The following is a 13,385-nucleotide window of genomic DNA, read 5'->3' as shown; positions in this document are numbered from 1 at the left end:
CGCCGGGCCATGGAGGACTACCTGCCTTTCGTCATCTCGGGCCTGGGCCTGGGCGCGGTGTACGCGCTCTCGGGCGTGGGGCTGGTGGTGCTCTATCGCTCGTCGGGCGTGCTGAACTTCGCCTTCGGGGCCATCGGCGCGCTCGGCGCGTATGTGGCCTGGACGCTGCTCGAAGCCGACTGGCCGCAGGGCCTGGCGTGGTGCGCGGCCGTGCTCGCGGCCATGGCGCTGTCGCTGGCCTACGGGCGCCTCTTGGCGCCGCGCCTGTCGCACCGCGACCCGACCATCCGCAGCATCGCGACCCTGGGCTTCGCGCTCGTGGTGGTGGGTTTCACCGAATGGACCTGGGGCGAGCAGCCGCGCCGCCTCGTGCTGCCGACCGACGGCGGCGCGCTCGAGTTCGTGTTGGGCGAGGTCGAGGTGCGGCTCACGCACACGCGCGCACTGGGCCTGGCGTTGGCGGTGCTGATGATGGGCGGCGTCGGCCTGCTGCTGTCGAAGACGCGCGTGGGCCTGAAGATGCGCGCGCTGGCCAACGACCGCGACCTGAGCGCGCTGCTCGGCATCCGCGTGCTCGGCGTCGACACGGTGGCGTGGATATTGAGCGGCGCCTTCGCGGGCGTGTGCGGGCTGCTGCTGGCCAACATCGTGCGGCTGCAGGCCACGCTGCTGACCTTCCTCGTGATTCCGGCCTTTGCCGCCGCCATCATCGGCCGCCTGCATTCGCTGCCGGCCACGGTGGCGGGCGGCATCGCCATCGGCGTGCTGGAGGCGCTGGCGATCACGGTGCCGGGCTTCGCGGCCTTTCGCACGGCGACGCCGTTCCTCATCGCGCTGGCGATGATCGTCTTCTACCGCGCGGGGACGCGGTCGGCATGAACGCGTCGATCCTCGAAGGCGCCATGCCCGCGTCCGACGCGGCGCCCGCCGCGCTCGCGCAGGCCACGCGCCGCGCCCGCCGCTCGCTCGTGCTCATGGTGGCCTGCGTGCTGCTGATCGGCTGGGCCGTGCCGTGGTTCGCGAACGCGTACTGGATCAAGACGCTCACGTCGTCGCTCGCGCTGTCGGTCGCGGCGGCCGGCGTGGCGCTGCTCTATGGCCAGCTCGGGCTGGTGTCGCTGTGCCAGTACGCGCTGCTCGGCGCGGGCGGCTGGGTCGCGCTGCGCGCGGGGCACGGGCTGGGCTGGCCCTTCGAGCTGTCGGTGCTCGCGGGCGGGCTGCTGTCCTGCGTCGTGGGCATGCTCGCGGGGCTGCCGGCGCTGCGGCTCAAGGGGCTGTACCTGGCGCTCGTCACGATGATGATGGCGGGCGGCTTCCAGGTGGTCGTCAACGTGACGGGCTTTCCCGATGGCGGCGCGGGCTGGCTGGGCCGCGTGTTCGGCAGCGAGCGGCTGATGATGCCGCGGCCCGCGCTGGCGCTGTCCGACGCCGCGTACTTCCGCTACGTGGCCGTGTGGCTGGCGGCGGTGCTGGCGCTGATCGAGCTGCACCGGCGCACGCGCGCGGGCCGCTCGTGGGCGCTGATCCGGCGCGGCGAGGCGGCGGCCGTGGCGGCCGGCGTGAACATCCTGCGCTACCAGACCTGGGCCTTCGGGCTCGCGGGCTTCTGCGCCGGCGTGGCCGGCGCGCTGCTCGCGGGCGGCGTAGGGCAGCTCGACGGGCGCGCCTTCACGGCCGGCGAATCGGTGATGCTGTTCGCGCTCACGGTGGTGGGCGGCGTGTACCACTGGGCCGGTGCGCTCATCGCGGGGCTGCTGCTGCGCGCGGTGCCGGCGCTGCTGACCGACTTCGGCGTCAACGGCTACCTCGCGATGATCTTCTTCGGCGTGGCGCTGCTGCATGCGCTCATCACCGCGCCGAGCGGCATCGCGGGGCAGCTGATGGGCGTGTTCGAGGCGGTGCGCAAGCGGTTTTCTGCATCGAAGGACAAGGACGCCGCGCCATGATCCGCATCGACGATCTCACCGTCGCCTTCGGTGGCGTCAAGGCCATCGACGCGCTCACGGCGCAGCTCGATGCGCCCGTGTGCGGCCTGATCGGGCCGAACGGCGCGGGCAAGACCACGCTGGTCAACGTGCTCAGCGGCCTCGTGTCGCCCAGCGCCGGCCGCGTGGCGGTGGACGGCACCGACCTGCTGGGCCTGAAGCCCATCGCGCGCGTGCGCTTCGGCCTGCGCCGCTCGTTCCAGACCGAGCAGGTGGTGGAAGACCTCAGCGTGTGGGACAACGTGCGCGCGCTGCTCGACCATGTGCCGCACGCACGCGGCGAGGCCGCGTCGCAGGTGGCGCGCGCGCTGTCGCACACGGGCCTGCTCGACGTGGCGACTGTCATGGGCCACCGCCTCAACCTGTTCCAGCGCCGAATGCTCGAGCTCGCGAAATCGCTGGTCGGCGCGCCCAAGCTGCTGCTGCTCGACGAGCCCGGCGCCGGCCTCACCGAGCAGGAGGCCGGCGTGCTGCGCCGCACGATCGGCGCGGTGCACACCTTCTGCGGCGCGCAGGTGCTGCTCATCGACCACGACGTCGACCTGATCGCCGCGACCTGCACGCAGACCCTGGTGCTCGACTTCGGCCGCCGCCTCGCGCTCGGCCCCACGCGCGAAGTGCTCGACGATCCGGCCGTGCGCAAGGCCTACCTGGGAACGGAGTGACCACCCCATGCTGAACGTGACCGATCTGCGCCTGCAGCGCGGCGGCAAGGCCGTGCTGCACGGCATCGACCTGCAGGTGCCGCCGGGCGAGGTGACGGCGCTGCTGGGCGCCAACGGCGCGGGCAAGTCGAGCACCGTGATGGCGATCGGCGGCGTGCTGCCGCTCGCGGGCGGGCGCATCGAGGTCGAGGGCCACGCACTGCACGGCCAGCGGCCCGAGCGCGTGCGCGCGCTGGGCGTGGCGGTGGTGCCGGAAGGGCATCGCGTGCTCGGCGAGCTGTCGGTGCTCGACAACCTGCGCGCCGCCGCCACCGCGCTGCCCGCGGCCGGTGTGGCCGATGCGGTCGAGCGTGTGCTCGGCGTGTTCCCAGAACTGCGCGTGAAGCTCGCGCTGCCCGCGCGTTCGCTGTCGGGTGGACAGAAGCAGATGGTCTGCATCGCGCAGGCGCTCATCGGCAAGCCGCGCTACCTCGCGATCGACGAACTCTCGCTGGGGCTCGCACCCGCGGTGGTCAAGCGGCTGGTCGAGGTGGTGCAGCAGGTCGCGCGCGAGGGCGTGGGCGTGCTGCTGATCGAGCAGTTCACGACCGTGGCGCTGGCTGTGTCGAGCCGCGCCTATGTGCTGGAGCGCGGGCGCATGGCTTTTGCGGGCTCGTCGGAAGAACTGCGCAGCCGGCCGGAGATCCTGCACAGCAGCTACCTCGCGGCGGCCTAGGCGCGCGCCTTCTGCGCCTTCTGCGCCTTCCGTGCGGTAGGCATCACGAAGGCCTGGAAGTGGTCGCGCAGCCGCGCGGTGAACTCCTCGGCGATGGCCGAAGGCGCCGACTGCGGCGAGAACGCCATCGACACCTCCACCGGGCAGCGCGGCGACAGCGGCAGGATCTTCAGGTCGCGTGCGAACACGGAGGCCACGTAGGGGTTGACGATGCCGACGCCGGTGCCCTGCGCGGCCATCATGCAGATGGTGACCGAGTAGGTCGTCTCGACCGTGGCGGCGCATTCGATGCGGTGCTGCTGCAGCGTGCGCTGGAACTGCTGGTGGATCTCGTCGTCGGCATTCAGCGTGAGCAGCACCTGCTGCTTCAGGTCGCGCACATGGATCGCGTCGCGGTGCGCCAGCGCATGCCCGGGATGCACGACGCACACCGCACTGGCCTTGTGCAGGCTGACCGCGTCGAGCTGCGGGTCGTGGAAGGCGGCGGTGCTGAGCGCGACGTCGTACAGGCCGTAGAGCAGGCCTTCGCGCAAGGCGTGCGTGCCGACGGTCTGCAGGTTGACGTGCACTTCGGGGTGCAGCCGCGAGAAGGCATGGATCACCTGCGGCATCACACCGAGCCCGAGCGCCGGCGTGCAGCCCACGCGCAGCGAGCCCGCGCCCGACTTGCGCAGCACCGCCACGCTCTGCTCGATGCGGTCCAGGCCCAGGAAGTGGCGCTGCACCGTGTCGAACAGCTGGCGCGCCTCGTGCGTGGGGCGCAGGCGGCCCTTGTGGATGTCGAATAGCTTGAGCCCGGTGGCATGCTGGATCTGCGAGAGCAGGCGGCTCACGGACGGCTGCGTGGTGTGCAGCAGGGCCGCGGCGGCGGTGGTGGTGCCGGTCTGCATCACGGCGCGAAAGGCCTCGATCTGGCGGAAGTTCAACGGGCGCGACATGCGGGGGCTCCTGGGGCTGCACGGTGCAAGGCAGAAAGCATGGCATATCTTTTCTGCATAGCCTGCGAATGAAAATGAATTTTTCAGAATGATGCTGCGTTCCTAGACTGCGCCCTATCCACCCCCTCCATCGCGCCGTCGCGGCGCACAGCAAGGAAGACGCATGACACAGCACTGGCCCCGCAGGGTCGCCGGCCTCGGCCTTCTCGCACTGGCCCTGGGCGTCGCTTCGATGTCGCAGGCATCGCAGCCGCAGGCCTACCCCGACCGGATGATCCGGCTCGTGGTGCCCTTCACCGCCGGCGGCAGCTCCGACGTGCAGGCCCGCATGCTGGCCGACCGCCTGGGCAAGCTGTACAAGCAGTCGGTGGTGGTCGACAACAAGCCCGGCGCCGGCGGGCACATCGGCGGCAAGTTCGTGGCCGATGCACCGGCCGACGGCTACACGCTGCTGCTCGGCTCGATCGGGCTGCACGCGACCTACGGCGTGTTCAAGAAGCTGAGCTACGACCCCGCGACCGACCTGAAGGTGGTCACGGTGCTGGCCGAGATGCCGCACGTCGTGGTCGCCAACCCCGCGCTGCCCGTCAACGACCTGAAGCAGCTGGTGGCGCTGGCGCGCAAGCAGCCGGACACCATCAACTTCGGCTCGGCCGGCGTGGGCTCGTCGGTGCACATGATCGGCGAGCTGTTCAAGCTCACGGCCAACGCACCGCTCGTGCACGTGCCCTACAAGGGCAGCACGGCCGCGCTGAACGACCTGCTGGCCGGGCAGATCCAGCTGATGTTCGAGAACCCGCCGACCACGCTGGCCCACATCCGCGGCGGCAAGCTCAAGGCGCTGGCCGTGACGGGCAAGACACGCCTGCCGGCGCTGCCCGAAGTGCCGACCGCGATCGAGTCGGGCTTTGCGGCCTTCGAGGCCACCTCGTGGACCACGGTGGCGGTGAGCGCCAAGGTGCCCGATGCCATCGCCGACAAGCTCAATGCCGACATCCGCAAGATCGTCGCCGCGCCGGAGTTCCGCCAGGGCCTGTCGGAGCAGGGCATGACGCCGGTGGCCAACACGCGCGACGCCGCGACGCGCTTCATCGCCGCCGAGAAGCTGCGCTGGGACAAGGTGATCCAGCAAGGCCGCATTGCAGCGGAGTGAGCCCATGTCGTCGAACCCACTTCTTGAACAACCCCGCCTCGCGCCCGTGCCCTGCCGCCGCGTGGGCGATGGCGCGCAGCACCATTTCTTCGGCTACTACAACAAGAGCGCCTGGGACCGCAGCGGGCGCTACCTGCTGGCGCAGCAGGTGCCCTGGATGGACGCCGAACTCACGCCGGCGGCGGCAGCACGCATCGGCTACTTCGACCTCCAGGACAACGACCGCTTCTATGCAGTCGGCGACACCACCGCGTGGAACTGGCAGATGGGCAGCCAGCTGCAGTGGCTCGACGGCGCGCCGGGGCGCCAGCTGGTCTACAACAGCCGCACCGGCGATGCCGATGCGTTCTACCCCGGCTTCGGCGCCACGGTGCTCGACGTCGACACCGGCGCGAAACGCCTGCTGCCGTTGCCGATCTACGTGGTGGCGCCCGACAGCCGCTGGGCCTTGAGCGTGGACTACCGGCGCCTGTACATCACGCACCGCACCATCGGCTACAGCGAAGCCGGCGGGCCGTTCGAGCTGCCGCTGGCACCGGCCGACGACGGCATCCACGCGACCGACCTGGCCACCGGCACGGCGCGGCTGCTGCTGAGCTACGAGGACCTGCGCCGGTTTCATCCGCGCGCGTCGATGGACAAGGCGATCCACTGGGTGAGCCACATCGAGGTCAACCCATCGTCGTCGCGCGTGCTGTTCCTGCACCGCTGGACCGAGCGCGTCGAGGACGAGACCTGCTTCCTGCACCGCCTGCTCACGATGAATCCCGACGGCTCCGACCTGCGCCTGCTGGAGTGCTCCGACCACCCGCTGCCGCAGCTGGCGGACGACTTCGACCCGACGGCCGTGGGCACCTTCGACTACGAGAAGTCCGAGTACCAGATCTCGCACCCGCTGTGGCAGGACGACGAGCACATCATCGTGTGGGGCCCGCACGCCGGAAAGATCCACTACCACCTGTACCACGACCGCGTGGGCGGCGAGGTCCGCGTGATCGGCGACGGCGTGCTGGTGGAGAACGGCCACATGACCTTCTCGCCGGTGAACACGCGCTGGCTGCTGAGCGACACCTACCCCGACGCCCGCACGCACGAGCGCGTGCTGTTCCTGTTCGACATGGCCACCGGCCGGCGCCACGACCTGGGCAGCTTCTACGCCTCGCCGGCGCTGAGCAAGGAGAACCGGTGCGACCTGCACCCGCGCTGGCGCCGCGACGGGCTGCAGGTGTGCATCGACTCGGTGCACGAATCGCAGCGGCAGATGTACATCGTCGACGTGTCGGGGATCGTGGGCAGCCCCTGAAAGGCGTTGCCTAGTGTGTGAGCGCCGGCGACATCGCCCGCTGCGCCTCGCGCCGCTGGAATTCGCGCGGCGACACGCCGTACTGCGCCTTGAACACGCGGCAGAAATGCGCGCTGCTGTTGAAGCCCCAGGCGAAGGCGATCTCGGACACCGAGGCCCGGCCGCCCGCGGCCTGGCGCAGCGCCTCGCTGCAGCGCTCCAGGCGCATCTGCCAGATGAAGCGGTCGAGCGTCTGGTCTTCGTCCTCGAACACGCGGTGCAGGTAGCGCTTGGAGCAGCGCAGCTGCTGCGCGATGAGGTCGAGCGACAGGGCCGGATCGGCCAGGTGGGCGTGCACGAACTGCTTCACGCGCGCCTTCAGCACGCCGGGCAGCGGCTGCGCGCCGAACTGCTCGTCGGCGTGCGTGGCGAGCGTGGAGGCCAGCAGGCCCAGCACGGTGTCGCTGACCGAACGGCCGACGGCATTGGGCAGCGAAGGCAACTGGTCGGCCAGCGAGGTGAGGAACGAACCAAGCACCGCGTACAGCCCCTGCATGGCCGGCGTGTGGGCCTCGCAGGTGTGCAGGTCGGGCATCTTCATGCCCTTGAACTGCTGGCGCGGGATCGTGATGGCCAAGAGGCGCGAGCGCTCGGGATTGGTGATGGCGTAGGGCACGCGCGGGTCGTACAGGCTCCAGTCGCCCGGGTGCAGGTGGAACTCGCGGTCGCGCTGCGAGATGTGGCCGTGGCCTTCCAGCTGCAGCACCAGCTTGTAGTGCTCGTCGAGCGCGATCTCGCGGTGCGTGTCGGGCCGCGCCACGCGGTGCGAGGGCGCCTCGATCATGAACATGCCCAGGGGGCCGAGCTCGTAGGCGTCCATGCGGGCGTCGAACGGGCCGGGGTCGAGGCACTGCACGCGCAGCGCGCCGAAGTACGACTCGTTGATGCGGCCCCAGCAGGCCTGCCGGTCGGCCGGGTGTTCGAGCCGGGTGCTGAAGTGGTGTGCGTTCATGCCGTGGTTCCCAGGGGGCGCCGGAAGCGCTGGTGCAGGATAGGCAGGTCGGCGCGCGCCATCATCGGTACTTCCACCCGGGGCGGCAGGGGCGGTGCGCTCCCGGTCAACGACCGGTGCGCGCTGGGTCAATGCCCGCGGTTCACACCTTCTCAGACGACGGGCACGCGGCCCGCGTCAGCCGGGTCGACGTTGCGGCGGTACAGCATGAGCGTCGCGATCAGCCCGCAGGCCGCGGCGGCCGTCATCCACAGGCCGGGCGCGCCCTTGTCGCCGGTCATCTCGATCAGCCCCGTGGCAATGGCCGGCGTGAAGCCGCCGAACAGCGCCGTGGCGAGGCTGTAGGCCAGCGAAAAGCCGGCGGTGCGCACGCTGACCGGCATCACCTCGGTGAGCGCCACCACCATCGCGCCGTTGTAGCTGGCGTACAGGAACGACAGCCACAGCTCCACCTCGAGCATGCGCGCGAAGCTCGGTGCGCCGACCAGCCACTTGAGCGACGGGTAGGCCGTGAGGATGGTCAGCACGGTGAACAGCACGAGCAGCGGCTTGCGCCCCACGCGGTCCGACAGCGAGCCCATGACCGGCAGCCAGAAGAAGTTGGAAATGGCCACGCACAGCGTGACGATGAGCGCGTCGGTCGTGCTCAGGTGCAGCACGGCCTTGCCGAAGGTGGGCGTGTAGACGGTGATCAGGTAGAACGACACGGTGGTCATCGACACCAGCATCATCCCGGCGACCACGAGGCCCCAGTTGGCCACCATCGAGCGGAAGATCTCGCGCACGTCGGGGCGGTGCTTGCGCGCCATGAACTCCTCGGTCTCCTGCAGCGAGCGGCGGATGATGAACAGCACCGGCACGATCAGGCAGCCGACGAAGAAGGGAATGCGCCAGTAGAAGTCACCGATCTCCTGGGGCGTGAAAGTCACGTTGAGCCAGTAGCCGAGCGCGGCGGCGACGACGATGGCCACCTGCTGGCTGGCCGACTGCCAGCTCACGTAGAAGCCCTTGCGGCCCGGCGTGGCCATTTCCGACAGGTACACCGACACCCCGCCCAGCTCCACGCCGGCCGAGAAGCCCTGCAGCAGCCGTCCGACCAGCACCAAGAGCGGCGCGATGACGCCGATGGTCGCGTAGCTCGGCACGCAGGCGATGAGCAGCGTGCCGACGGCCATCAGCGCGAGCGTGACGATCAGCCCCTGGCGGCGGCCGACGCGGTCGACGTACGCGCCGAGAAAGATGGCGCCCAGCGGCCGCATCAGGAAGCCCGCGCCGAAGGTCATGAAGGTCAGCATCAGCGACGCGAACTCGTTGCCCGCGGGGAAGAAGGCCTTCGAGATCTGCGTGGCGTAGAAGCCGAACAGGAAGAAATCGAACATCTCCATGAAGTTGCCGCCGGTCACGCGCAGGACGGTGGCGAATTTCGAGGAGGAATGCGCGTTGGCAGGCGCGGAAGTCATGGTGTGTCCCCTGGGGCGGTGTTGTGGGCCCAAGGGTAGGTCGGGGTTCCCGACCTGCACCTGACGAAGGGAGTCAGGTAGCTGTCAATGCAGCGCCGCGCGTGCTTGGGCGCTTGTGCAGGTGCCTTGTGCGGCGCAATCCAAAGGAAGGGTCTTCAGTCCTCATGTCGATTGAAATCGGCCAGGAGTTGCCATGGATCACCGTCGGGGATGGAAGTCGAACTACTGGTCAGCGCAGCTTGACGGGCTCTGAGACCAGATATTGGCGACGGATTTGAATATCACTGAGTCTCGTGGCGGTCCAGGGATCTTTGTCGGGGCCGTTCAGATAGGTGAACCTGACCTCAACATCAAAATCCCCCTGTGGCTGCTTCAGCGGTGAGTACAAGAATGAGCCGCCATTGAAATAGGGCAAGCCATGAAGCGGGGCCATTTCAAATTGAAGGTTACCCCCGTCCGGGCTCCACCCATGCACGACCTTGAGCTGCAGCAGCTCCTCTAGGCGCTCGCGTGGGATGTTCATTGGGGGACGGAAATCGATCTGGAACCACGCTGGCTCGAAGCCCGCGCCGCCATCCCGTTTCGGGATCGTGCTCACGTCGATGCCGGTCCACTTGTTCAAAAAATCCGAATCGAAATCGAATCTGGAGCTGGTGTTCGGCCTCAACCCCATACCCGTGCCGGTGACAGGAAGCAACTGCTTCAGACTGTCGAACTCAGCCTCGCCGCGAATCACCTGCATGGCCGCACCGATGAACTCGATGGTCTGCTCGCGCTGCGCGTCGGTGTAGCGGAAGTTGTCATAGGCAGCCTGAGCCCTCTGCGCCTCTACCTTGTACGCCGCACGTTGAGCTTTCTTCTCGGCTTCAGTTTGCATGGCTGATTCCTCCCGGGGTACCGCTCTCCCGGGCCTGGACGGCGTAGCGGAGAGCAGTTGTGCAAAAGCCGGGTTCAGGCAGCAGATTGTCAGGATCACCGCTCTAAAGGCGCTCGACCAACTCGTCGCATGCGAAGCTGTCTTCTTCCCAGGGGGGCATGTGGTCGCCAGAGCCGCCTCCCTTGGCTTTAGCCATCGCATCCAGGTCGATGGACAGGCCGCCAAGGCCGACGTCTTAAAGGTCATTTGCGGCCTCTCGTGCACTGCGGCTCTGTTCAAAGCCTCTGTTGTCCGCTCGATGGAAAAAGCCTGTTCAGTTCGGTCGCCAGTCGATCGGACCCCAGCAACTGCCACCACGCGTACACAGGTTGCCGCTGCCTGGTCGTGGGGTTTGGGGCATCCATCACTCCTAGCCACTGGCCTTCGCTATAGGTGCATGTGCGCTGCTCAAGGGGGCGAAGCGGTCAAAGCGTCGTCTGCAAACACCGCCGCGCAGTGCCCGTCCTTCGGGGCGCGCTCACCGGCCTGAGGCAGATGGCGGAGCTTCTGGTCGTTGCGCTTCTTGATCTGCTCGGGCGTCAAGTAGTCGCGGATGATTTGAAGACGCACAAGCCTCTGCGCTGTCCAGGGATCCTTGTCCGGGCCGTTCAGGTAGGTGAATCTGACTTCAACATCAAAATCCTCCTGTGGCTGCTTCAGGGGTGAATACAGGAATGAGCCGCCATTGAAATATGGCAAGCCATGGAGCGGAGCCATCTCCCACCGAAGATTTCCCCCGTCCATGGTCCACCCATGTACGACCTTGAGCTGCAGCAGCGTCTCCAGGCGCTCGCGCGGGATGTTCATTTCGGGGCCGAAGTCGATCTGGAACCACACAGGTTCGAAGCCCGCGCTGCCATCCCGCTTCGGAATCGTGCTCATGTCGATGCCGGTCCACTTATTCAAGAAACTCGAATCGAAATCAAATCTGGCGCTGGTGTTTGGCTTCAGCCCGATGCCCGTGCGCAGGACAGGCAGCAAGCGTTTCAAGCTGTCGAACTCGACCTCGCCACGAATCACCCTCATCGCCGCCGCGATGAACTCGATCGTCTGCTCGCGCTGCGCGTCGGTGTAGCGGAAGTTGTCATAGGCATCCTGGGCTCTTTGAGCCTCCTCCTTGTAGGCCTCGCGCTGGGATTTCTTCTCGGCTTCAGTTCGCATGGCTGGCTGCTTCTGAGGTGCCGCTACCCCGACCTCTAAGGGCGTAGCGGAGCGCAGTTGTGCAAAAGCCGGGTTCAGGTAGATGATTGTCAGAATCACCGACCCAAAGGCGCTTGACCAGTTCGTCGCACGCGAAGCCGTCTTCTTCCCAAGGCTGCATGCGGTAGCCGGTGCCACCTCCCTCGGCTTTGGCCATCGCATCCACGTCGATGGACAGGCCGCCGAGGCCCACGTTTTCAAGGAGGTCATAGGCAGCCTTTCGTGCCAGGGGAAGTTCGATTGGAAGAATGTCGGAGAACGCGATGGGCTTGTTCACGGTGGGAGGGTCGCGTTTGACATGCGCCGCGATGCGGGTCAGTTGCCAGTAGTACATGCCGATGACCATGCGGTGTAGTCCCGCGCGAGCGCTGGGCTCATTGGGCACGGGGGTTGTGCCGGCCAATTCGAATATTCTGGAAGGCATCACGCTCTTCCAGAATCCCCGCATGCTGGGCAGATTCTTGTAGTCATCGGGGAACTGCTGCGCCATGGCTGCCACCCAGAAGAACTGCTGCGCATGGCGTGCCTCGTGGTACATGGTGCTAGCGAATTCTCGAACGCACTCCGTCAACTCTGTGGAGTCACCGCTCTTTGCAGCATCGATCATGAACGTGACTCCGCGTTTGCAGGCCACGAGCAACCAGTCGTTGGTGCGCATCTGCCCCTTGAGATCCTTGTCGTCGGGCTTCATGCCAAGCGCAATGGCCTCGGAGTCTCTCGGTATCAAAAATGTCGGCATCGCCCCCTCTGGCAGGCCGAACGACGTTGTGGCGAGTGCGCCCCCGATATTCGCCCTGAGTGTTCCAAGCAGGCTCTTGAAATCCTCTTCACCCAACGGCCAAGTCGCTTCCTTCCAATTGAGCGCCATCAACGCCGGTTTGATGGCCTTCACATAGGCGCCAATCACTGGGTACTCCCAGCGCGTCGCATCCTTGGCCTTCGGCTCGCTCTTTCGCAACCCCCAGTTGTTCGGATCGCAACTGGTGTGAACCGGTGCTTTGCCTTCGCTGGTGGCCTTGTCTTCATTGGCCTCGTGGTCCTTGCCCCCAATTTTCTTCTTTGGCGTGCGCTGCTCGGCCACCATACCACCATCGTGCTCGTAGGTCTGTGTCGCGGGCGTTTGCACAAAGGGCGTGTAGCTGGCCAGCACGCCATCTTCTGAATTTCGCAGCACCTCCACGGTTGTGATTTGACGCACCATGCTCTGTACGACCTCGGTCTCGCCCTGGTCGTTGGACTTGCCCTCGATGGTTCTGCCGCCTTGGAAGGTGATGCGGTATTTTTGCTCTGGCAAGCGCAGTCCACCCGCGTGCTCGATCAACACGAAGTGCTCTTCGATCAGATTCTGTTTCTCGGCAAAGCCTGCCTGGGGAAATACCGGATACAGCGCGTCGAGGCTCATAGGCCCGACCTGCGCATGCAGCGCCGCATGCTCCTGCCAGGTGCCGGCAGTGCCATGCTTGATGCCGCTCTCGCTCCACTCCGAGTAGCTGCCCCCGCCGATGATCACGACCTTCTTCTTGGCGGCGATGTGTAGCTCGCCCTCCACGCTCTTGATGACGACGTCCTTGTGCGCAACAAGAACCACCTCGTCGCTGTGCGCCTGGATCTCGATCGGGTCTTCGCTCGCGATGAGCTTGACGCCCTTCTTGTGCGTGAACGCGCGGATGCCCTCGGCTGCGCTGGCCAGCCAGCACTTGGCGGTGCCGATGGAGGTGTGCCCCTGGCTCGTGAAGGCTGTGTGCTCTCCGGTGTGCAAGTGAATGCTGCCGGGCGTGCTGGCCTCGATGCCCGCGGGGCTGGCGAGCACGAGGTGTGGTTCGTTTAGTTCAGGAAAGCGGCCATCCTCGTCCTGTCCTTCCTTGCCTTGAATCGCGTCGTTCTGCGCCTTCAAGGCCTTCTGCACGATGTCTTGATCGGTGCCTTGCTCTTGCGCCTTGTGCACTTGAGCTGCTTCGGCCAGTGCGTCGTGCTGGTCCTGTGCCGCTTTTAGTCGCTGAACCGTCTCTCCCATGTCCTTGGCATGGTTCGCCGCGTTGCCCCTTGCTTCGGTGGTGAT

12 protein-coding genes are annotated in these 13,385 nt (G+C 66.9%); 6 read left to right on the top strand and 6 right to left on the bottom strand.

The annotated features are described in order from the left end of the window. Positions 1–9 precede the first annotated feature (9 nt). From AC07OX_RS30545 to AC07OX_RS30530, 4 genes are read left to right on the top strand one after another with little or no spacing between them, the layout of a single operon-like run. Complete coding sequence (locus tag AC07OX_RS30545) at positions 10–879, top strand: branched-chain amino acid ABC transporter permease (protein WP_062476232.1); 870 nt, start codon at positions 10–12, stop codon at positions 877–879. Then, on the top strand, positions 876–1,946 hold the full coding sequence (locus AC07OX_RS30540; protein ID WP_495263228.1) for a branched-chain amino acid ABC transporter permease: 1,071 nt from the start codon (positions 876–878) through the stop codon (positions 1,944–1,946). The genes AC07OX_RS30545 and AC07OX_RS30540 overlap by 4 nt, the downstream gene beginning before the upstream one ends. After that, positions 1,943–2,650 carry an ABC transporter ATP-binding protein gene (locus AC07OX_RS30535; RefSeq protein WP_495263229.1) on the top strand — a complete coding sequence of 236 codons (708 nt, stop codon included), beginning with the start codon at positions 1,943–1,945 and terminating at the stop codon, positions 2,648–2,650. The genes AC07OX_RS30540 and AC07OX_RS30535 overlap by 4 nt, the downstream gene beginning before the upstream one ends. Positions 2,651–2,657: 7 nt before the next feature. After that, the gene (locus AC07OX_RS30530) at positions 2,658–3,365 is read left to right on the top strand and encodes an ABC transporter ATP-binding protein (protein WP_095743477.1); all 708 of its coding nucleotides are present in this window, start codon (positions 2,658–2,660) and stop codon (positions 3,363–3,365) included. Here AC07OX_RS30530 and AC07OX_RS30525 read toward each other — a convergent pair. After that, the gene (locus AC07OX_RS30525) at positions 3,362–4,303 is read right to left on the bottom strand and encodes a LysR substrate-binding domain-containing protein (RefSeq protein ID WP_495263230.1); all 942 of its coding nucleotides are present in this window, start codon (positions 4,301–4,303) and stop codon (positions 3,362–3,364) included. The two genes, AC07OX_RS30530 and AC07OX_RS30525, sit on opposite strands and share 4 nt — an antisense overlap. A gap of 163 nt (positions 4,304–4,466) precedes the next feature. Here AC07OX_RS30525 and AC07OX_RS30520 point away from each other — a divergent pair, with 163 nt between their 5' ends. Continuing rightward, positions 4,467–5,456, top strand: a complete 990-nt coding sequence (locus tag AC07OX_RS30520) for a Bug family tripartite tricarboxylate transporter substrate binding protein (RefSeq protein ID WP_495263231.1) — start codon at positions 4,467–4,469, stop codon at positions 5,454–5,456. A 4-nt stretch (positions 5,457–5,460) separates the two neighbouring features. Beyond that, positions 5,461–6,759 (top strand): hypothetical protein, encoded by a 1,299-nt coding sequence (locus AC07OX_RS30515; protein WP_495263232.1) that lies wholly within the window; start codon positions 5,461–5,463, stop codon positions 6,757–6,759. Positions 6,760–6,769: 10 nt separating this feature from the next. Here the strand turns inward: AC07OX_RS30515 and AC07OX_RS30510 are convergent, their stop codons facing one another. The 5 genes from AC07OX_RS30510 to AC07OX_RS30490 form a co-directional block, all read right to left on the bottom strand. Further along, entirely contained in the window at positions 6,770–7,750 is a 981-nt protein-coding gene (locus AC07OX_RS30510; RefSeq protein ID WP_095743481.1) for an AraC-like ligand-binding domain-containing protein, read from the bottom strand. 152 nt (positions 7,751–7,902) lie between these two features. After that, entirely contained in the window at positions 7,903–9,210 is a 1,308-nt protein-coding gene (locus tag AC07OX_RS30505) for an MFS transporter (protein WP_495263233.1), read from the bottom strand. A 229-nt stretch (positions 9,211–9,439) separates the two neighbouring features. Beyond that, complete coding sequence (locus AC07OX_RS30500) at positions 9,440–10,087, bottom strand: hypothetical protein (RefSeq protein ID WP_139701516.1); 648 nt, start codon at positions 10,085–10,087, stop codon at positions 9,440–9,442. 447 nt (positions 10,088–10,534) lie between these two features. Next, the gene (locus AC07OX_RS30495) at positions 10,535–11,287 is read right to left on the bottom strand and encodes an MINDY family deubiquitinase (RefSeq protein ID WP_495263234.1); all 753 of its coding nucleotides are present in this window, start codon (positions 11,285–11,287) and stop codon (positions 10,535–10,537) included. Further along, positions 11,277–13,385, bottom strand: a 2,109-nt coding sequence (locus AC07OX_RS30490; protein ID WP_495263235.1) for a DUF2345 domain-containing protein, incomplete at its 5' end; no start/stop codon positions are given. The genes AC07OX_RS30495 and AC07OX_RS30490, both read right to left, overlap by 11 nt.

Source organism: Variovorax sp. GW821-FHT09D07 (assembly GCF_059416345.1).
The sequence above is the reverse complement of the archived record's forward strand: the minus strand, read 5'-3'. Positions and strand labels throughout refer to the sequence as shown.